This window comes from Paraglaciecola arctica BSs20135 (assembly GCF_000314995.1).
In the GTDB taxonomy this organism is placed as follows: domain Bacteria; phylum Pseudomonadota; class Gammaproteobacteria; order Enterobacterales; family Alteromonadaceae; genus Paraglaciecola; species Paraglaciecola arctica.
This window is the reverse complement of the sequence record NZ_BAEO01000010.1, coordinates 34,086-55,750: the sequence shown is the minus strand read 5'-3', so window position 1 is coordinate 55,750 and position 21,665 is coordinate 34,086. Positions and strand designations below refer to the sequence as shown.

At 42.6% G+C, this 21,665-nt stretch carries 16 protein-coding genes; 7 read left to right on the top strand and 9 right to left on the bottom strand.

What is annotated here, in order from left to right:
• The first annotated feature begins 137 nt into the window (after positions 1 to 137).
• Positions 138 to 1,406 carry a cation:proton antiporter gene (locus tag GARC_RS03685; RefSeq protein WP_007616870.1) on the top strand — a complete coding sequence of 423 codons (1,269 nt, stop codon included), beginning with the start codon at positions 138 to 140 and terminating at the stop codon, positions 1,404 to 1,406.
• 123 nt (positions 1,407 to 1,529) lie between these two features.
• Here the strand turns inward: GARC_RS03685 and GARC_RS03680 are convergent, their stop codons facing one another.
• The 5 genes from GARC_RS03680 to GARC_RS03660 all read right to left on the bottom strand — a co-directional run bounded on the left by GARC_RS03680 (position 1,530) and on the right by GARC_RS03660 (position 9,166).
• Entirely contained in the window at positions 1,530 to 3,917 is a 2,388-nt protein-coding gene (locus tag GARC_RS03680; protein WP_007616869.1) for a TonB-dependent receptor, read from the bottom strand.
• 250 nt (positions 3,918 to 4,167) lie between these two features.
• The gene (locus GARC_RS03675; RefSeq protein ID WP_007616868.1) at positions 4,168 to 5,208 is read right to left on the bottom strand and encodes a TRAP transporter substrate-binding protein; all 1,041 of its coding nucleotides are present in this window, start codon (positions 5,206 to 5,208) and stop codon (positions 4,168 to 4,170) included.
• Between the two features lies 1 nt (position 5,209).
• The gene (locus GARC_RS03670) at positions 5,210 to 6,496 is read right to left on the bottom strand and encodes a TRAP transporter large permease (RefSeq protein ID WP_007616867.1); all 1,287 of its coding nucleotides are present in this window, start codon (positions 6,494 to 6,496) and stop codon (positions 5,210 to 5,212) included.
• A gap of 1 nt (position 6,497) precedes the next feature.
• On the bottom strand, positions 6,498 to 7,040 hold the full coding sequence (locus GARC_RS03665; RefSeq protein WP_007616866.1) for a TRAP transporter small permease: 543 nt from the start codon (positions 7,038 to 7,040) through the stop codon (positions 6,498 to 6,500).
• Entirely contained in the window at positions 7,037 to 9,166 is a 2,130-nt protein-coding gene (locus GARC_RS03660) for a glycoside hydrolase family 31 protein (protein ID WP_007616865.1), read from the bottom strand. The genes GARC_RS03665 and GARC_RS03660 overlap by 4 nt, the downstream gene beginning before the upstream one ends.
• A 248-nt stretch (positions 9,167 to 9,414) precedes the next feature.
• Here GARC_RS03660 and GARC_RS03655 point away from each other — a divergent pair, with 248 nt between their 5' ends.
• Entirely contained in the window at positions 9,415 to 10,164 is a 750-nt protein-coding gene (locus tag GARC_RS03655; protein WP_007616864.1) for a GntR family transcriptional regulator, read from the top strand.
• Positions 10,165 to 10,969: 805 nt separating this feature from the next.
• On the opposite strand, the gene GARC_RS03645 is transcribed toward GARC_RS03655, so the two are convergent.
• From GARC_RS03645 to GARC_RS03640, 3 genes are all read right to left on the bottom strand, one after another.
• A complete protein-coding gene (locus GARC_RS03645) occupies positions 10,970 to 13,519 on the bottom strand; it encodes an excinuclease ABC subunit UvrA (protein ID WP_007616862.1) in 2,550 nt (849 codons plus the stop codon).
• A 119-nt stretch (positions 13,520 to 13,638) separates the two neighbouring features.
• Complete coding sequence (locus GARC_RS27530) at positions 13,639 to 13,761, bottom strand: VOC family protein (RefSeq protein WP_007616841.1); 123 nt, start codon at positions 13,759 to 13,761, stop codon at positions 13,639 to 13,641.
• A gap of 184 nt (positions 13,762 to 13,945) precedes the next feature.
• On the bottom strand, positions 13,946 to 14,812 hold the full coding sequence (locus tag GARC_RS03640) for a LysR substrate-binding domain-containing protein (protein ID WP_007616839.1): 867 nt from the start codon (positions 14,810 to 14,812) through the stop codon (positions 13,946 to 13,948).
• Positions 14,813 to 14,995: 183 nt separating this feature from the next.
• On the opposite strand from GARC_RS03640, the gene GARC_RS03635 reads away from it, so the two are divergent.
• From GARC_RS03635 to trpS, 4 genes are all read left to right on the top strand, one after another.
• Positions 14,996 to 15,322: a DMT family transporter gene (locus GARC_RS03635; RefSeq protein WP_007616837.1), complete on the top strand. Its 327-nt coding sequence runs from the start codon at positions 14,996 to 14,998 to the stop codon at positions 15,320 to 15,322.
• 58 nt (positions 15,323 to 15,380) lie between these two features.
• A complete protein-coding gene (locus GARC_RS03630; protein WP_007616835.1) occupies positions 15,381 to 16,511 on the top strand; it encodes an S-(hydroxymethyl)glutathione dehydrogenase/class III alcohol dehydrogenase in 1,131 nt (376 codons plus the stop codon).
• 57 nt (positions 16,512 to 16,568) lie between these two features.
• Entirely contained in the window at positions 16,569 to 17,408 is an 840-nt protein-coding gene (gene fghA / locus GARC_RS03625) for an S-formylglutathione hydrolase (protein ID WP_007616833.1), read from the top strand.
• A gap of 737 nt (positions 17,409 to 18,145) precedes the next feature.
• Positions 18,146 to 19,204 (top strand): tryptophan--tRNA ligase, encoded by a 1,059-nt coding sequence (gene trpS, locus GARC_RS03615; RefSeq protein ID WP_007616830.1) that lies wholly within the window; start codon positions 18,146 to 18,148, stop codon positions 19,202 to 19,204.
• Between the two features lie 106 nt (positions 19,205 to 19,310).
• On the opposite strand, the gene GARC_RS03610 is transcribed toward trpS, so the two are convergent.
• Positions 19,311 to 20,207 (bottom strand): LysR family transcriptional regulator, encoded by an 897-nt coding sequence (locus tag GARC_RS03610; protein ID WP_007616829.1) that lies wholly within the window; start codon positions 20,205 to 20,207, stop codon positions 19,311 to 19,313.
• A 146-nt stretch (positions 20,208 to 20,353) separates the two neighbouring features.
• Here GARC_RS03610 and GARC_RS03605 point away from each other — a divergent pair, with 146 nt between their 5' ends.
• On the top strand, positions 20,354 to 21,526 hold the full coding sequence (locus tag GARC_RS03605; RefSeq protein WP_007616827.1) for an MFS transporter: 1,173 nt from the start codon (positions 20,354 to 20,356) through the stop codon (positions 21,524 to 21,526).
• The last annotated feature ends 139 nt before the right edge of the window (positions 21,527 to 21,665 follow it).

Sequence of the window (21,665 nt, the reverse complement as noted above, 5' to 3'; positions counted from 1 at the left end):
TTGGGTTAAGACCTGCCGAGTCCCTAGAAATAATTACAATAAAAAACAATGTGTTAAATGGTTTTTGTTGTTGTGAAACGACATCGAGTGTATCCAGTATTGCTATTATTGGGGTTATCGAGGCATTGGAGATTATTATGCATGATATTGCTGTTCTAGCAGTGATTTGGACTACTGTCTTTGTTGCATCTTATTTAGCCCACAAAACGCGTTTGACCCCTGTTTTATGGTATCTATTTTGCGGAGCTATTCTCGTAAACGTGGGTTTTTTGCCAGAGGTTTTGCCGGTGTTTATTGTTGATTTCGCAGAGCTTGGGATCATCATTATTATGTTTGCTCTGGGCTTTGAGGAAAACACCGCCAATTTTTTACAAGGTATCAAGCGTAGTTGGGGGATCGCATTTTTTGGTGCTATTACGCCTTTTGTTATAGGTTATGTGGTGGCAGACATTTATTGGGATGACACTAACACCTCTCTTTTTTGTGGTTTGGCTATGATGGCAACCGCAGTGTCCTTAACTATGGTTTCACTGAAAAGTGAAGGTTTGAATAATACTCCTGCGGCTACTGGGATCATGACCTCTGCGGTACTTGATGATATCGCTTCACTGGCATTAGTCGCCATTCTAGTGCCTATTGCCATAGGCGAGGCAAGCGTTTCCCTAGAAGGTATCTTGTTAGTTTTAGGCAAAGCAGTGGCGTTTTTTGCAATTGTGACTGTGATTGGTGGATGGTTATTTCCAGCTAGTCAGGGATTTACTCAGAAAATCCCTTTTTTGGGTAAACTTAATTTACGAGAAGTATTGGCAATGGCAAAAGGAGAATACACTGTTCTCTCGTTGTTATTGATTGCGGTATTAGTGGGGCTGTTGGCTCATGAATTTGGTTTTCATCCGGCGGTTGGCGCATATATGGCTGGGTTGATCATTCATCGTGAATATTTTAACTTTCACAATGATGAAGACAAAGACACAGATAAAGATTATTACCAACAGGCTAGGGAGATTATCGACAATGTGGCATTTTCGTGGATTGGCCCAGTATTTTTTGTCGCTTTAGGCAGCAAGCTATTATTTGACCTTGAGACCTTTGTGTCTGTGTTACCCGAAGCACTGATATTGTTTGTCGCTCTATTCATTGGCCAAGTACTCTCTGCAGCTCTGGCAGCTCGTTATACAGGTTATTTCGACTGGCCTGCCAGTTGGATGATTGGTTTTGGTATGTTGGGTAGGGCAGAATTAGCGTTTGTGGTGATGGATATCGCTTATGTCCAGCATCACATCATGTCTGTAGAGGCTTTTTATACCTTAATGTTGGTCACTTTTATGCTTAATCTTTCGGTACCACTGACGATAAGTTGGCACAAACGGCATTTTAAGATGGAAAATAGTAGTGAGATTGTTTAAAAATTTGCAAATGTTTCATCTCAATATCTCTAACCGTTATCTGTATAGCTGCCACAAAAAAGGCGCTCAAACCTCCTAAGAAGAAGAGCGCCAAGACACGCTAAAGTAAGTTTAGAACTTAGTTTAGAACTTGGCTCGTAACTGCACACCAAAGTAGCGATCAGCATCTCGAGGGATCTGATAACGGAAGCCATCGCCACTGTAAGTAGTGATATAACTTTCGTCGGTTAGATTTTTACCAATGATTGAAATTCGATAATCATCATCGCTAAACGAGAAAGCTAAACTTGCGTTAATAATAGCGTAATCAGATAGCAGATCTGTTGGCGTGGCTGTTGCACCAGGCGCACCGGCATATATTTCATCGGTGTAAACGTATGAACTATTAAAGTAGATATCCATATCCTCTAATTCCCACAGATACTCGCCAGTGAGTGAGTATTTTAAGTCAGGGGAAAAGGGTAAGTCTGTACCTGATATTGCATCGCAACTGGTTGTAGTGCCGTCTGGACATAAAAATTGATCAACTTCTGCATCTACATTAGACAGTCCACCTGTTAATGTCAGTTGATCTGTGGCTTGCCACATAAAGTCAAATTCAATGCCTTGGGTAATAACCGAACCCGCGTTAGTTAGGCGGGTAATAGTGACACCGTCTAATAATTCAGAGTTGTTAGCTTGGAATCCGTCTATTTCGGTACGGAATATCGCGGCGTTAAAAATTAAATTACGACTGGCATATTTATAACCAAGCTCATAGGCATCTGATGTTTCTGAATCTATGGGCAAAGTATCGTTGTCAGACATGTTGTAAAACACATTAAAGGCTGGGCCTTTATAACCTTGAGAGTAAGTGGCGTACACCATGCTGTCGTCGCTTAAATCAAACTGAGCGCCAAATTTTCCTGACACATTTGATTTATCAGTGGAGCCTGCGTAATCAGTCTCAGCTGAACGAACCCCCACACCGGTACGACTGTATTGGTCATTACTGCTACGAATATGGGAATAACTGACTTCATCATCGGTATAACGTAAACCAAATAACAATCTAAAATCATCATTGATATGGTATTTACCATCTGCAAACAAGGCCCAGTTATCAAATTCAGTTTTCATATAGGCTGTGGCACCAACAATATCATTGGCATTACAGCTAAGGCCTTCGTCACTAATAAATTGCTCTACTTCAGCATCAGTTGGGGTGGCTTGACCTAGTACATCAACTAAATAGGTGCTAATAGCTGATGCGAATTGACCGCCATTGTTCTGGCAACTGGCATCACGAGTGAAATTACGTTCAGACTTTTGATTCCACCAGAAAAAACCTGCTTGGTAATCGAAGGCACCACCTGTTGGCGAGGCGATACGTAATTCTTGCGATATTTGATCCCATTCTTGAGCACCAATATCATGTAACTGAAATGCTACTCCGCCATCATTAACGTTACCAAAGTTGACAGGAAACGGTATGGAGCCAGTCGTTGAAGTGAAGTCGCCTTCTCTAAATTCGGTATTGTTCCAACTACGGTATGCTGTGATTGAGGTGAGTTGGTGATCGCCTAGTTCTTTGTCTACTTGCATCGAAAACGCTGTAGTTTCGTCTAAGGTACGCGTTTCAAAATCATGGTCTATTTGTCTTTGTTCTAAATCTAGACCATCTGGATTGTTAGGAGATGCTTTTGAGTCATGTCTAAAGCTGTCTGTTAACTCTAAATCAGCACAACAATTGTCATTGGAATTTACATTTTCAAAGATAAACAAGATGTCGGTGTTGTCAGTCGCCTCGATATCGAGCATGGCGCGAACACCTTCTTTATCGTATCCATTGGTAGTTTGGTTGTTGTATACGTTATTAATGTAACCATCAAACTGTGATTTTAAAACAGTTAAACTACCGCTTACTTTATCGTTTAGCGGGCCTGACACGCTGGTTTTTAAACGATATTCGTTATCTTGAAATAATGTTGCTTCAAAGCTGCCTTCAAACTCATCTGATGGACGTTTAGTGGTGATGTTAACCACACCTGCAGAAGCATTTTTACCAAAAAGTGTCCCTTGAGGACCGCGCAATACTTCAATACGCTCAAGATCGTATAAGTCTACGAAGGCTTGTCCCGAGCGACCTAACACTACACCGTCAACAACAGTTGATACGCTTGGTTCAGCTGCAACACTAAAAGAAATTGTGCCTACACCGCGAATAGTAATGGCTGAATTACGGGTAGTGTTACCTTTTCTAAAACTAACTGAAGGCACTAAAGCTTGTAGGCCTTCTATATTGGATGAAAAAGCAGAGTTGATTTGGTCTTCTCTAAGCACGGATACCGCAACTGGCACTTCATTGAGACTCTCTACGCGTTTTTGCGCGGTAACAGTGATTTTTTCAAAGCCTTGGGCTTCTTCTTTCTCTGCTTCTTGAGCATTGGCGCTGAAACCAATAGTCATACAAGCAGTTAATGCAAGTGCCTTGGTGATGCAGGTGTGTAAGTTACTGGGTTTAAGTTGCATAGTGTTCTCTCAAGATTCGTTCTTGTCTATTTTATGTAACGGCGCCCCAGTGAATATTTATTTCAACTGCCTGAGGTGACGGCTTATGTGTTATTGGTTAGTTTCACCAATTATTATTTTTATTCTAAATGTTGATTTACTTTAACTGTCTTATATAAGACAGAAGACGTAGGAAAATTTAACCCCTAAGTAACAAATTTGCAATCATTTTGTTGTTTAAAGGTTAATTGTTTGTAATCGAAGTGGAGTGTTACTTGATACTGGCGTTACATTGAGTAACTGAAGTTTCCAATAAATCTAACCATTCTTGGCCAAAATTTGTGATAAACCATTGACGCATGTTGCTTGATGCGTCCTTAAACGCTTGTTTCTCTGCAACACTAGGGCGGTAGATGGTACCGCCCGCTTGCTCAAAAATTTTGTAAGAATGGCTTTCCTGAGTTGCGACTAATTCACTGGCTGCGGCTTTTTGTTTAGCAAATCCGTCGAGTACAATTTGCTGAATATCTTTGGGTAGGGTTTTCCATACTGGTTCAGAAAACCACCACAGGGTTGCCATGTAAGAATGTCCATCAAGGATAATATACTTTAAATGTTCTTCCAGTTTAGCGCCGATAATATCTTGAATGCCATTTTTACTACCTTCAACTACTCCGGTAGCTAACGCAGTATAGAGTTCAGCCCAAGAAATAGGGGTAGGGTTAGCACCTAACTGCCTGACTAACTCTTGCTGAATATCCGCGGGAGTGGTGCGGATTTTCTGGCCTTGTAAATCTGCTGGGCTGTGAATAGGTTTTTTGGTAGTGGCAAAATTACGCCAACCGCCAGTATTGGATACACCAATTAAACGAATATTTAAGCCTTGGCCCAGCACAGTTTCGCGCATTTTATGCAAAATAGGGCCATCTAATACACACTCTGCTTGTGCATCACTTGTAAAAACATAGGGTAAATCTAACACTTGAGCCGGTGCAAAAAAGTTACCTGTACCGCCTGCTGTGCTAGGGAACATTTCTAATACACCCGATTGCAAACTTCCGATACATTCGGGGACGCTGCCACAAAATTGACCTGAAGCGTATAACTGAACTTGCACTCGGCCGTTGCTGGCTTTTTCGACATATTCTTTGAACGCCAACAGACCCACATAATCCTCATCTTGAGTGGAGGCTTGGATCGACGCTTTAATAGTAAATTCTGCTTGGGTTACACTAGCGCGGAAAATTCCCACTAAACAAGCAATGGTAATTAGTCCATAAATAATCAGTAAAATTAAACGCTTCGTCGACATATTAAGCAAATCCAAAAAACGTTGGTAAGGTCATTGTGAGGGCAGGGAAGTAGGTGATTAGAAATATGACCGCCGCTTCTACCGCTAAAAAAGGCAGCATTTCTAAGGCGATATTTTCAGTTTTTTCACCTGACACAGACGCCGCAACAAACAACACTAAGCCCATAGGGGGTGTGGCGAGTCCTACTGTTAGATTCACACACATGATCACCGCAAAATGCAAAGGGTCTATGCCTAGAGTAATAAATATAGGCGCCAGCACTGGACCTAAAATTAGGATGGCGGGCCCAGCATCTAAGAACATGCCTATGGCAAATAAGAACAAATTGATGATCAATAACAGTAACAACACATTGTCGGTTATACCTATTATTTCTGAGGCGAGCGTATCGGCCATGCCAGAAACTGTGATGATCCAAGCAAAAGTCACAGCCGAACCGACCAATAATAAAATGGTTCCAGATTGCACTGCTGCATTGACCAATATAGTAGGTAACTTGTTAAATTTTAATGTGTTGGTCACAAACAAGGTGATGAGCAGCGCATAACCTGCCGCAACTGCCGCTGCTTCGGTGGGGGTAAATACCCCAAGCACTATACCGCCGAGTAAAATAACTGGGGTTAACAAAGGCAAAAACGAGCTTTTTAAGGCACTACCCCGTTGATGCCAAGTGGCTTTAGCATTAGCCACAGGGTAATTACGCTTTTTGGCAATATGGCTGGTCATTAACATTAAACCGGCGCAAATCAATATGCCCGGCACTATACCGGCCAAAAACATGCCTGCGACAGATACGTTCATAATAAAGGCGTATAAAATCATAATGCCTGAGGGGGGAATAATCGGGCCAATCACCGAGGATGCGGCAGTCACTGCTGCGGCAAAACGCCTGCTGTAACCATTTTGCTCCATGGCAGGGATCAGCATTTTACCTAGGGCTGAAGTATCGGCTACCGCTGAGCCGGACAACCCAGCAAATAACACCGAAGATAAAATATTCACTTGTGCTAAACCGCCTCGATAGTGACCTATCAAGGTTTGGCTAAAACGTACAATCGATTGAGTGATCCCCCCTTGATTCATCAGTTCGCCAGCGAGGATAAAGAAGGGTACTGCCATCAAAGGAAAAGAGTTCATACCTGAATAAAGTCGATTTAACAGCGCAGAAAAAAACACTTCCTTACCATCTAAAATCAGGCTGACGCCAGGACCAATTAACAGCGCAAAAATGACCGGTGCACCTGCGGTTAACAATAAAATAAAGACCCAGAAATAACTTAACGACATATTAGGTGGCATCCTGCTGTGGGGCAAAACAATGATCTAATGGTAAACACAATTGTTCGATGAGTTTTTCTAAGCCAACCAAACAAATCGAACCAAATGCAAAAGGGGCACAACTATAAAAATAAGCTAATTTAACAGGCACAGACGAGGCATTAATACTCAAGCCTGTTTGCCAAAACTCTAGGCTCTGTATAAAAAATATGCCGCAAATAGCTATCACTAACAAAGTGATCAGTAACTCGGTTATTCTGCGTAAAACCGCAGGCAGTGCATCGGCGAACATCTGGATCGATACATTCAAGTGTGCACGATACGCCCAAGGCGCAACTAAACAGGCTACCCAAACCATGGCAAACTTTGCGAGTTCTTCAGTCCAGGCTAATGAATCGTTGAGTACATAACGAAAAAACACCTGCGCCAGTATCATGGCCAACATAATCGCAAGTAATCCACCGGCTAAGTTTTTGGCTATATTTGCCACTGCGTAGTTGAGCTTGCCCAAGGGTGTATTGATAACAAACAGAGCTTGCTGCAGTTTAATCATAGTGACTTTACATCTTTGATTGGCCAGAAATGACTGACTTGTTGGCCAATTTTTGGTTGCTCTAATTGTTCGGTATGTAGCACATCTGGACCAATAGGTATTTGTTGTGTTGCTGGGACAAACACCGCCATTTCATCTAGGGCTAAAGTTAACTTGTGAACTTTTCCCCCGGTAAATGCTTGTTGTTCAGGGAATCTTAGCCATTGACCTTCAGGTAGATAAAACTCCACTTCGCCACCGGCTTGAGTGCAAGGCACAACCAATAAATTGTCACCAAACATAAACTGTATTTCAAAACCTCTGGCTAATCTGTCATCGGGAAAGGCCAAGGCCATAGCACGCATTACAGGTAAACCTGTTTCGCTTGCTTGTTGCATAGTGTGTTGAATATAAGGAATGAGCTGGTAGCGTAGTTTTAACGCTTGATTAACCGCTTTTTCGGCATCCGAACCATAACTCCAAGGTTCGCGCTGACCTATGCCATGTAAGCGCATGTGCGCAGAAAATACCGCGGTTTGTGACCAACGAACAAACAACTCAGCGTCGCGGGTATCTTTATAAAAACCACCTACGTCAGTAGCAAAATAAGGTGCGCCAGACATGCCCCAAGATAAGGCTCCACGTATACTACCAATCAGTCCACCCCAATCAGCCTGTGGATCGCCGCCCCATTGACTAGGATAACGTTGCGAACCTGTCCAAGCGCTGCGACTAAATAAAAATGGTCCTGTTTTGCTATATTTTTCAGCGGCTTGATACACACAGCGGTTATACAACAGGCTATACACATTATGTAATCTATGGCCTGAGTCGCCGTTGTGAGCAAGCATGTTATCGTCTTCTATTTGCTCACCAAAGTCGGCTTTGATCATATCCACGCCTAGGTCGAATAGCGGTTTGTGCGATTCAAGCCAAAAGGCAAATGCCTCGGGGTGTGTAAAATCCACTATGCCGGACTCAGGCAAAGGCGTAAGCACTTCGGCAAAAGCACTCATATCCCACTGATAACGGTAGGCTTCACCAGTGCGTTTATCGGTGAGTAACCAACCTTTTTTAGCCATTTCTGCAAACAATGGGTTTTGTACCGATACTAAAGGGTATTCCCAAATACACACTTTAAAGTCCATGGCTTTTAAATCAGCGATGACTTTATCGGGGGGAAAGTTGGCAAATCGTTTGGGATCCCATTCAAAGGCAAAACGGGTATCGGTATCTTGCCAAGCGCGTCCATCTAAGGTGATCACATCACAAGGCATATTGTGTTCACGTACTGCTTTGGCAGTAGCCATGAGTTCGGGGACATCTTTGTAATAGGCTTTAGATAAAATCACTCCCAAACTCCACACTGGCGGAACCGGAGCTTTACCTGTTAGTTCGGTATATTGATGGATTATCTCACCACCATTTTTGCCCTTAAGTATAAATATATCTAAGGCATCATCTTCAACCAACAAAGCATAAGCACGTTGCGACCAAGGTGCGTAACCCACTGCATGAGTGACTGGAGCTGGGGTATGTACAAATACCCCCCAACCTTCAGGGCTCCAAGCAAAGGGCGTGTTTTTATAGGATATTTCAGCATTTACCCCAAGAGCATCGTGATTATAGGAGCGAATGAACTGACCTCGTTTATTTAAACTCGACCATTTTTCGCCTAATCCATACACGGCTTCTTCTGCGCCTAGATCTAAACTAAACAACCAACCCTGAGCTGTTTTTGCTAGAGGTGGCATACGGTATTGACGTACAAAATGTCCATCATTTGGGGTTTTTTGGACATTTTTGCCATCGCAACTGAGTGCAAATGAAAAAGGATTGTGTTGAATGATAAGTTCATTATTATCAGAGGTGATGGTGGTACTTTGATTGCCCTCACTCAATAGGCTAGGCCGTATCTCGGGTTCTTGAACTAACATTTCATAATTGGCAGTAGACTTACCCGCTATTCTCAAGCGTAATCCAGATAAGTGAAAACTCACCTGTAACAAACCAACAGAAGTCGGCAGCATAACTGAACCATCATCGGCAACGTAAGCACCACTAGTAACACTAACTTGAGTGACAGTGTTCCAATCAGGTGCGGAAAGGTTAAGTACGGGTGAAGGTGACGGGGTAAGCACAGACAAAAGTAACCTCTAATAGTTTGCTAAACGCCAAATAAATTTATCATAAACTGCTTTCAGCATAATAAATAAAAGGTGCGTTATTAATCTTATATAAGACATAAGTTATAGTAGTGTTAAATTTTTGTCAATCAATCAGGGGGGATCGACTGCACTAGGAATTTTTTGTAATCGATAAAACAGCTTAAAGCCTTGTATAAGAGTGGCAGTTAATATTACTCTAGACAAACGTTTACTTGCTGTTCACATTAATGAATAAGAATCGTTTTGATAATAAACTCAGCCATCCTGGGCTAGCTTTCCAACCTTTATACAAACAAGTTGAAGAACATGTGACCCAACTGATTGTTGAACAACGTTGGAAGCCTGGTGAAATGTTGCCTAATGAATTTCAATTGGCTAGCGAGCTAAATGTGAGTCAAGGCACGGTGCGTAAGGCGTTAAACAGTTTAACTGCTGCTAAAATTTTGAATCGTAAACAAGGTATTGGTACCTTTGTATCTGAGCATACTGGGCATCATAGTTTGTATCGATTTTTTCCATTAATTGCTGATGGAAAAACCCCTGAATTACCTAAAGCGGAATTATTATCAGTTGAAACTCATGTAGCGACTAAACAAGTTGCCGAAGCGTTAGAATTAGCGCCTAAAGCGAAAGTGATAGTACTAACTAGAAGACGGATTTTGAATGATGAGTTTTGCATCGCAGAAACTATATTTTTGCCACATAAATACTTTGCTATATTAGAAAAACAACCTGAAATTCCGCACACTCTTTACCATTTTTATCAAACTCAATTTAACCTAACAGTGCGAGACACCCGCGACAGTATTAAAGCCGTGCTTGCCACTAAACAAGATGCAGAAATGTTAGGTATAAATGAAGGCGAGCCGTTACTCGAAGTTACCAGAGTCACCCATTCATTAGATAACAAGGCCATTGAATTTAGACTAAGTCGCTGTCGCAGTGATAAATATCATTATTTGGTGGAGTTGGGATAGATTGCTGTAACTACAAGGTCAATTTAGTCGCAAAAATCAACTTAATTACAGAAAATCTCAATTAGGTGATTGGCGTCTCTTTGGCAATCAGGTTATGTCTAACTCTGCTGCAGATAAAGGTTGTTGAAATGGTTTACACTAAAGGGATACAGCCATTCATGGCTTTGTGCCCTGCATAGAACCTTAACGGCCATTTACAAATATCAACCATGCTTAGTAATGTTTTCATTTAGCTCATGTTTTTATCCGCGACTATCGCTTCTAAGACTTCTAACTCTTTCAATTTTCTTTTAGCGATGTCGTCATCAGTCGGCGACATTAAACACAGTGAATACATCGCCCAAGAAGTGTTTGTTGAGCATGGAAAATACTCGACTCGCTGCTAGCCCCAGAAAAATTGAAATCTTGGTTATGGGGCATATTGCGCTTAAGTTGAGTCATTATCGCCGTAACGAAGAAAAACAACTCCAATAGGTGAACGTTGTCTATAAGTACATGTTGACTTGAGGCAATGATTTTAGCGAAAACTCTTATGCTCTTATAACCAACTCTCGGAGAATGAAAATCCGCGCTGATAGTCGTCCAACTATCATAGTTAAGCTTAAAGCTCTGAATCAAATGCTTCTCTCCATTTTCCAAAGCGTATTCAAGCCCTTGCTTCTTTTTGCAACCTTGCCAATATAAGTTAATTGTTGCCCCAGTAGGCGGCCTTACATCTTCATTGTTGGCAGTAAGCTCAAAAGTGTTGGTTGATGAATTTCCTGACCTTTGATTAGTTGGATCAATAATACCATGGCCACTTGTGTTACGTGCTCAAGAAGGGTGCTGTGCGGCTAGTCTTCGACATTGCGACCTCCGCTGGTGATCCTTGAGCAACGACGAGTCCACCTTGATCACCAGCGCCGGGGCCAATGTCAATAAGCCAGTCGCTGCTGCTGGCGACCTGCATATCATGTTCAACCATGATGACAGTATTGCCTGCGTCAACCAGTCCATTCAATTGCGACATCAATCTCGACACATCAGCTGGGTGTAGGCCAGTGGTAGGCTCATCAAGAATGTAGAGGGTATCGCCTCGTTGCGTACGCTGAAGTTCAGTTGCAAGTTTGATCCGTTGGGCTTCGCCGCCTGACAATTCTGTTGCCGGCTGACCAAGTCGCAGGTAGCCGAGTCCGACTTGCAACAACGCGTCTAAAGCTCGCAATACCGGCGCTTCATTTGCAAAGAATTCATGAGCTGATTCAACGGTTAAATCAAGCACTTCGGCAATGTTTTTGTCTCTGTAGGTGATCTCAAGTGTTTTGTCATTGTAGCGCTGTCCCTGGCAAACCTGACAAGGTGAATAAACACTGGGGAGAAACAGCAACTCCACAGAAACAAAACCGACCCCTTCGCAATTTGCGCAGCGGCCTTTTACAACGTTGAACGAAAACCGCCCGACATCGTAACGACGTGCTTTGGCTTTACGCGTTGAAGCGAACAACTTACGCACGTGATCAAACAGGCCGGTATAGGTAGCAAGGTTTGAACGCGGCGTGCGGCCGATCGCTTTTTGGTCAACAGTCACCAATCGTCGCACTTGCTCCAAGCCGTCAATAATTTTACCGTCTGTTGCTGTTTCAAGCTCCCGTTCCAGTAATTCGGCCTCACCATTGGGAGCTTCGTCGCTTTTCTTCACGCCCAGCGAAGCATTAACCAGTTCCACAAGTGCTTGACTCACTAGGCTCGATTTACCCGAACCCGATACACCGGTAACTGTCGTCATGACGCCAAGGGGGAATTCAACATTGAGCCCCTGAAGATTGTTTCGTTTAATCCCCGCCAGTTTTAACCAGGCCGTCGCCTGTCTAGGTGTACGTTTCTCTACCGCATCGCTGGTAAAAAGGAATCGACGGGTATGTGATTTAGTTACTTCACGCAGGCCGTCTAACGGACCATTGTAAATGACTTCCCCGCCATGAGTCCCTGCATCTGGACCAACGTCAACAATCCAGTCGGCATGTCGAATGACACTGACATCATGCTCTACAATAAATACCGAGTTGCCAGCTAGTATAAGTTCATCCAATGCACCCAGTAATGCTTGAGTGTCGGCGGGGTGCAGACCTGCTGAGGGCTCATCTAGTACATAGACTACGCCGAACAACTGGGAACGGATTTGTGTTGCCAGTCGCAGACGTTGCAGTTCACCGGGCGATAAGGTGGGCGTGCTACGTTCGAGTGACAGGTATCCTAAACCAAGAGTCGTTAGCGCCTCGACACGGGCTAGAATGTCGCTGGCAATGCGCTGCGCGACTATCACTTTTTCTCGGTCGTGCACATGGACGGCTGGCTTTGTACTGGCGGCATCACGTAACAGCATTGCCAACTCTGTAAGCGTCAGCTGGGACAATTCACCGATATCGAGTCCAGCAAATTTCACCGACAGCGATTCACGTTTTAGTTTTTTGCCATCACAATCTGGGCACTGAGAAATCTGCATAAACTGGGAAACGCGTTTTTTAGTCCGGGGGCTTTGTGTGGTTGCAAAAGATTGCAAGATGTAGCGTTTAGCGCTTGAAAACGTGCCCATGTAATGAGGCTCTTCGCCTTTTTCAATTGCTTCCTGCGTTTGTGCAAGATTGTATTCTGGAAAGACAGGTACAACGGGAGTCTCTTCCGTAAATAGTATCCAGTTGCGGGTTACTTTTGGTAACTCTCTCCATGGTATGTCAATGTCGTGTCCGAGTGACACCAGTATGCGGCTTAGGTTTTGACCTTGCCACGCCGGTGGCCAAGCTGCGATGGCTCGTTCGCGAATTGTTTTAGTATCGTCGGGAACGAGTAACTTTTCAGTCACTTCAAACACGCGCCCAATGCCATGGCATCTAGCACAGGCTCCTTGCGGTGTGTTTGGGGAGAACGCGTCTGCATATAATATACTCTGACCGCGGGGGTATTTTCCTGCACGAGAGTAAAGCATGCGCAGGGCATTTGAAATTGTGGTAACACTGCCGACGGATGAGCGAACCGACGGAGTTCCTCGTTGTTGCTGAAGTGCGACCGCTGGCGGCAATCCGTTTATTGCATCTACATCGGGCTCCTCAACCTGATCGATCAATCGACGGGCATAGGGCGACACCGAGTCGAGATAGCGACGTTGTGATTCCGCAAACAAGGTGCCGAAGGCAAGTGAAGACTTTCCCGACCCAGAAATCCCCGTAAAAACGACCAATGCGTTACGAGGCAAATCGACGTCGACATTTTTTAGGTTATGCACCCTAGCACCCCGTACCTGAATGCAGTGATCAGGATCACAGAGAACATTCTTGGTGTTATTTTGAGTGATGGTTGACGATCTTTTGTGTATGGCCATAAATCGATTGCTCCTGTTGCGTAAAAATTTACCAAGACATCTTCGAATACTTCTGCGATCTCAACAGGTATTATTGGAAATATATCGTATCTATCACTTCTAGAATTGAACACATAAAATCAATAACATTCACCTAAGTCAGTGATACGCTTATAGCCCAATGTTGCTAAAACATTATCATAAAATGCACGGGCCTGATCCAAGTCGTTGGTACCGACACTTACATGAGTAAAAATGCTCATAATTGTGCTCCATTCATTAAGAATTAAATATTCGATTATCGATGTGTAGCGTTATTGCTAATGTGTGATTCGATGAGAGGTATTTTACATTCATTCCAGATATTGATAATCCCATGTAATGTAAAATAACTGTTTCTGAGTGGTAACAATGAGTGAATAAATTGAAATACCTAGAATTGAAAAGTTAGGCTAATTGCTCAGCCAAATAATCCACTAACAACCTTATTTTGGGTGATAGATGGCGATTTTGTGGGTAAATTGCCCAAATACCTTCGTCAGGTTCGCGATAATTATCAAGTAAGGTGATCAATTCTCCACTTTGCAAATGATCTTGCACATAATAATCAGGTAATTGCACTATCCCCAAGCCTTTCAACGCAGCATCAACAAGCCCAAACCCACTGTTATAACGAAGTTTGCCCGTCACACGAATGTTTTTTTCTTTGCCTGATCCCCTAAAGCGCCAATAATCCAGGGTTCCCAGCAGGCAACTGTGTGAATTAAGCTCTGACAAGGAATGCGGAATACCATGCTTGCTTAGGTAAGCGGGTGATGCACACACAAAATTTGTGCGCTTTCCTAGTTTTTTCGCCATCATCGACGAATCACTTAACTTACCAAGACGAATGGCTAAATCATACCCGCCCTCAACTAAGTCCACTTGTTGGTTGCTGAGAAAGGCAGTTACTTCGACGTCACTGTATTGCTGCATGAAATTATTTACCAGAGGCAATATTTGTTGTTCACCATAGGTTACTGGCGCGGACAGTTTGACTTTGCCTTGGGGTTTCGATTGCAAGTTTGTAATGGCTCTTTCGCCGGCCTCTAATCCATCCAGTACGCCGCGGCAGTGTTGATAAAAAACCCGACCTTCTTCAGTTAAAGATACCTTACGCGTAGTACGATAAAACAATTTTACATTGAGTCGTTTCTCTAATGCGCTTATCTGCCGGCTTACTTGTGCAGTAGAAATAGCCATTTTTATTGCCGCCTGGGTAAAGCTCTCATTTTCTGCGACGTAGACAAATTCGCTAATACCATCCCACTGCATGATTATTACCTATATGTAAAAGACATTTCACAAATTAGCATATTATCATTCCTACCGGAACAACTATAATACTCGCCATAACGTAAAGCTGCTGCGAACTAATAAGTGCTAAGTAACGCCCTTTAGTCAACAAGTCGTTTTACTTCACTAACAATAAATTACGTAACATTTTAGGAAGCAAATATGAGTTGGTTATTTCTGTTGTTAGGTGTCGCTGCTGAAGCCATGTCCCATGTTGCATTGAAAGAGACTGATGGCTTCTCCAAGCCGCTACCAAGTGCGTTAGTCCTACTCGGTCACCTTGCGGCGTTCATGTTTTTAGGGCAAGCAATGAAAGACATGCCTATTGGTATTGTGCATGCACTTTGGGCAGGGCTCGCCATTATCACAGTAACCTTATTGTCTACCGTCATTTATCGTCAACACCTTGATTTAACCACATGGTTTGGCATGGCGTTTGTGGCAGTAGGTATTGCCATGATTAACCTGTCGCAAGGTCATGCTCATTAGCCCAACAGCAAACAACTTAATTATTTAAATTTAGATCAACTACGAAGTGAGAATATATATGTCAGACAAATTTATTAAATCAAAAGCCGCCATTGCTTGGGGTCCAAAACAGCCACTATCAATCGAAGAGGTAGATGTCATGCTGCCCCGTAAAGGCGAAGTACTGATAAAGGTTATCGCCTCGGGTGTGTGTCATACCGATGCTTTTACTTTGTCCGGTGATGATCCAGAAGGTGTTTTTCCGGTTATTTTAGGTCACGAAGGGGGCGGTATCGTTGAGCAAATCGGCGAAGGGGTGACCAGTGTGCAAGTGGGTGACCATGTGATCCCGTTGTACACACCAGAGTGTGGTGAATGTAAATTCTGCCTATCTGGCAAAACTAATCTGTGTCAAAAAATTCGCGAAACACAAGGCAAGGGTTTGATGCCAGATGGTACTACGCGTTTTTATAAAGATGGCCAACCTATCTTCCATTATATGGGCTGTTCAACGTTTTCGGAATACACAGTCTTACCTGAAATATCCCTGGCAAAAGTCAATAAAGATGCGCCATTAGAAGAGGTTTGTTTACTCGGTTGTGGTGTGACAACAGGTATGGGCGCGGTCATGAATACCGCTAAAGTTGAAGAGGGCGCGACTGTTGCTATCTTTGGTCTTGGTGGTATCGGCCTGTCAGCGGTTATCGGCGCAACAATGGCAAAAGCCAGTCGTATTATCGCTATTGATATCAACGAAAGTAAATTTGAGCTCGCCAAAAAACTAGGCGCTACGGACTTTATTAACCCGAAAGATTATGACAGGCCAATTCAGGATGTCATCGTGGAATTAACCGATGGTGGTGTTGATTACTCGTTTGAATGTATTGGCAACGTGAACCTCATGCGCTCTGCATTAGAGTGTTGCCATAAAGGTTGGGGCGAATCAGTGGTGATTGGCGTGGCCGGAGCAGGTCAAGAAATCTCAACTCGGCCGTTCCAGTTAGTGACCGGTCGTGTTTGGCGCGGATCAGCCTTTGGTGGCGTTAAAGGTCGCTCTGAGTTGCCTGATTATGTTGAGCGTTATTTAGCTGGCGAATTCAAATTAAGTGATTTTATTACTCATACCATGCCCCTTGAAGACATTAATGATGCGTTTGAGCTAATGCACAAAGGCGAAAGCATTCGCACTGTCATTCATTTCGACAAATAATAACCGCTCCACAGCCCAAAATCATTTTGATTTTGGGCTGCTCTTTGAGGAATTCCAATGACAATTGAAAATTTAAGTGCCAATAAAAGTTTTGGTGGTTGGCACAAACAATATAGCCATCAATCACTTACATTAAATTGCAGTATGCGGTTTGCTATCTACTTACCGCCGCAAGTATCAAGTGGAGAAAAAGTACCTGTGCTGTACTGGCTTTCGGGCTTGACCTGCACCGATGAAAACTTTATGCAAAAAGCCGCTGCTCAACGCATCGCTGCTGAATTGGGTATTGCGATTGTCGCCCCGGATACTAGCCCTCGTGGTGAAAACGTTGCAGATGATGAAGGTTACGATTTAGGACAAGGTGCGGGATTTTACGTAAATGCCAGCCAGGCACCCTGGGATCGTCATTATAAAATGTATGACTATGTGGTTAATGAGCTACCTGCGCTAATTGAAGCAACGTTTCCGGTGTCAGATAGACGCGCAATTAGCGGTCATTCCATGGGCGGACATGGCGCGTTGACCATTGCGATGCTAAATCCCCAGCGTTATACATCGATGTCGGCATTTAGTCCCATTTGTAATCCAATGACAGCTCCTTGGGGCAAAAAAGCTTTCACCGCCTATCTCGGTAAAGATAAAGCTACTTGGAAAAACCATGATGCCAGTGAATTGATGCGACAAGCGACCCAGTTTGTTCCGGCTAAAGTGGACCAAGGCGGCGCAGATGATTTTCTGGTTGAGCAGTTAAAGCCTGAAGTGTTAGAAGCTGCGGCCAAAGTGAGTGGTTATCCATTGGTGTTGGCTATTCATGAAGGTTATGACCACAGCTATTACTTTATATCGAGTTTTATTGAAGAGCACCTGCGCTTTCATGCCACTCACCTGTACAAATAATCTAGATCGCTCGCTTTAAAACCATAGTAGGAAGTAATAATGATTGTTCGTGATAAACCTAATGCATTTCAACTTTTTTTATCCTAGGTGGTTCTATTGTGCCGCTTATTTTTCCACAAATTCTTTTTGTCACGCTACTGGGAGCGGGAGTTGCCGCCACACAATAATATTTACTATTTTAGGTGTACATTGCAGTGGTGTTTGGGTAAGTTTTCAGTGAAAATTTATCTTACTGACCATCCAAAAAGTCCAATTAGTACAGAGTGGCCTGGCAGTTCACATTCGTTATAAGTATTCAATGGTTTAAAAAATTTGATTGTTGGGTGATCTTTCGGATATGAAGTTTGGCATAGTCTTTTAACCAAGTTACATAGGCTTTCATATCCTCGTCACATGCGAAGATAGCCTGGCGATTATTACCACGCTGAATTATGTGCACTGGCACTCCCGCTAATGAAACTCTTGGTTTTCTAGGCATTTTTTATTGAGCCAAAGCGTTAGATTACTTTAATTTAGTCTTTAAATTGGATCTGACCCCTTTATTTTACTTGCGCTAATGAATGCAGCTTGATATTTTGCGTGGAATGAAACCAGCACTTATTTTTATACTTATCACAACATCTTGGTGGCACTCTCTTTTTTAAGAGCGGTGTTGAATACTTTTGTTCATAGATCGCCGGATGGCAGCTTATGAATAAAGTACGAATGTCTCCGGTAATATATTTAGGAGATACACAATGGAAAACGCGACAACACTTCAATTAGATCCCGAAGCTAATTCAAATCAAACTATCGACAGCCAGGAAAAAATTCTCACTGGTGATCGTGCCACAGGCTCATTACACCTTGGGCATTTTGTTGGTTCGTTGCAACAACGTGTGCAGCTACAATACCGCTATGCACAAACTATCTTAGTTGCTGACATGCAGGGGTTGACTGATAACGGTCATAACCCGCAAAAAATATCTGCAAATATTCTAAATGTTGTGGCCGACTATCTGGCTGTGGGTATCGACCCGCTAAAAACCACTATTTGTTTACAATCAGCCATACCTGCACTTGCTGAACTGACTATGTATTACGCTAATTTGGTTTCTATTGCTCGGTTAGAGCGTAACCCTACGGTTAAAAATGAGATTAAAAGTAAATCTTTCGGCCGTTCAATTCCAGCGGGGTTCTTAACATACCCGATTAGCCAAGCCGCAGACATTACCGCGTTTAAAGCGACATTAGTGCCGGTAGGTGAGGACCAATTACCTATGTTAGAGCAGACTAATGAAATTGTCAGAAGGCTGAACCACATCGCCCAGCAAGATATTTTAGTTGAGTGCAAACCATTATTAAGCAAGGTTTCTCGCTTACCCAGTGTTGATGGTAAGAGCAAAATGTCTAAATCCATGGGCAATACTATTATGCTAAGTGCCAGTGAAAAAGAGATAAGCAAAGCGATTAAGGCAATGTATACCGACTCGAGTCATTTGCGTGTGAGTGATAAGGGCCAAGTAGAAGGCAACGTTGTATTTACCTATTTAGACGCGTTCCATCAAGATCAGGATTATGTTGCTAATTTAAAAGAGCAATATACTGCAGGTGGGCTAGGTGATGGCAGTATTAAAAAAATCCTAGATGAGTGTTTGCAAGAATTATTAAAACCCATCCGTCAAAGTAGAGAAAAATTTATTGCTGATCCTTCGCAGCTTATTGCAATATTAAAAGAAGGGACAGAGCGTTCCAACGATGAATCCAATGATGTCTTAGCTCAGGTGAAAAAAGCCTTTGGTTTAAATTTGTTTTAAAAGCTTGAGTAGTCGAGACTTTTAAAAAATGAAAACTCTGAAGACGTTCTAGCGTCTTTGGAGTTGCGCATACTAGAAAAACATCCGTTACCAAGTCTAACTTTAATTATTCTAATTTTAGTTTAGGTTTAATAAAGTCTAAAAAAGCAGTTACCCGTTTCGCCACGGATGAGGATTGATAAAATACCGCACTGATTTGTTCTCTATCTGTATTCAGTAATCGATAAGAATTTAACAAGGTCATTAAGGCCCCAGATGCAATATCTTGGTGCACCATAAACCCAGACAAGCAAGCTATCCCATTACCTGACAATGCCAATTGACGGATAGTTTCGCCGTTACTCGCAGTTAGAGTTGGCACAATTGGTTCGCCACCTTTAATTGGCCATTTGTTAAGTGATTTAATATCAGAAAACCCAATAATGTCATGGTGTTTTAAATCTTGGGGCTGCTTAGGTACTCCTCTTTTAGTGATGTACTCAGGTGACGCCACAATATACAGAGGACTTTTACCTAGTGCTTTTGCATGTAAAGTTGAGTCTTCGAGTTTACCAATTCGTATTGCAACATCGGTTCGGTTTTCTATTAAATCGATAAAGGATTCATTTGATCTCAGTTCAAGCTCTATGTCTGGATAGGCAACTTTAAACGCTTGTATCAGAGGAATGAGTTGATGAAATATGAACGGGCTTGCGGCATTAACACGTAGCCTACCTGCAGGTAACTCACCACGGGCAATAATCTCATTTTCAGCCATTTGCAGAGACTGTAAAGCAACTCGTATGCTACTAACAAATTTTCTGCCTTCCTCTGTAAGCTCTATTCGTCTTGTGGTTCTGGTTAAAATAGTAACGCCTAGCTGCGTTTCAATTTTACTTACCGATCTAGAGACACGAGCGACTTGAATATCTAATATTTCAGCCGCAGCAGAAAAACCACCTGAGTCGACAACACAAAGTAAAAGCTCCAAATCATCGGAACGCGTTTTTAAGTCAATATTCATACTGTTTTCTACAAAAGTAATTTGTTAATGGTGCTATTTATCACAACAGTATAGCCGTGAATAATTACCTCTACAAAGTGATGGTTGAAATAATTCCGCTATCACAGTCCCACAATTCACTATTTGAAAATTATTTGGAGATGATTATGCCACTCGCGTTACTTGCATTAGCGTTAAGTGCCTTTGCAATAGGCACCACAGAATTTGTTATCGTAGGTTTGCTGCCAACCATGGCTCAAGACTTGAACGTATCTATACCATCAGCAGGTTTACTTGTGAGTCTGTATGCCCTAGGTGTGGCAATTGGCGCACCTGTACTCACTGCGTTAACCGGCAAGTGGAACAGAAAACACGTTTTGTTATTTGTTATGGGTTTATTTGTTATCGGAAACTTAGTGGCATGGCAGGCCCCTAGTTTTGAAGCGTTGATAGTTGCTCGCATTTTAACTGGCCTAGCTCATGGTGTTTTTTTCTCGATAGGGTCAACTATTGCTACAGGATTAGTGCCTAAAGAAAAAGCGGCCAGTGCCATAGCAATCATGTTTACAGGTTTGACTGTGGCTTTAGTTACAGGTGTGCCATTAGGTACTTATATAGGCCAACAATTTGGATGGGAAGCAACTTTCCTCACTGTTTCGGTATTAGGCTTAATTGCAATGGTAGGCAGCGCAATACTTATTCCTAATAATTTAAAACAAACTAAGCCTGCAAAAATGTCAGCACAATTAAAAGTATTAACACATCCAAGGTTATTATTAGTCTACGCCATCACAGCTGTTGGTTACGGTGGCACCTTCGTGGCGTTTACTTATTTAGCTCCCATTCTTAATCAAATTACTGGGTTTAGTCCTAACGTTATTGGTTTAGTGATGTTGGTATACGGTGTATCGGTAGCTGTTGGAAATATTTTGGGCGGAAAAATGGCCGATAAAATGGGCCCTATAAAAGCACTTACTATTATTTTTACTGGTCTAGCGGCAATATTATTTATCTTTAACATTACAGCTGTAAATCCTCTGGCGGCTATCATCACTATATTAGTTTGGGGAGCATTTGCCTTTGGCAACGTGCCGGGTTTACAAGTGTATGTTGTTAAGTTAGCCGAGCAACATACCCCAGAAGCCATAGATGTGGCTTCTGGTTTAAACATTGCTGCATTTAATGTCGGTATTGCCCTAGGCGCTTGGGGTGGTGGTTTAATAGTAGAACAGTCTGGCTTAATGAACACCCCTTGGGTTGGCGCTGTTGTAGTATTAATTGCTCTGGCACTGACGCGTTTTAGTGGAGTGTTAGATAAAAGGTTAATCGCTGCCCAATAAAAGTGTTTTAAGCCTTCTAAATATAAATAATTGGCAGTTATGTATTAGACGTACACTCTGTAATTGCCAAGTTTTCACAATCCTGCCCCCATATTTAAAATTTATTTGGCGCTGGCTCTTTAGCGGTTGCAAATTATGG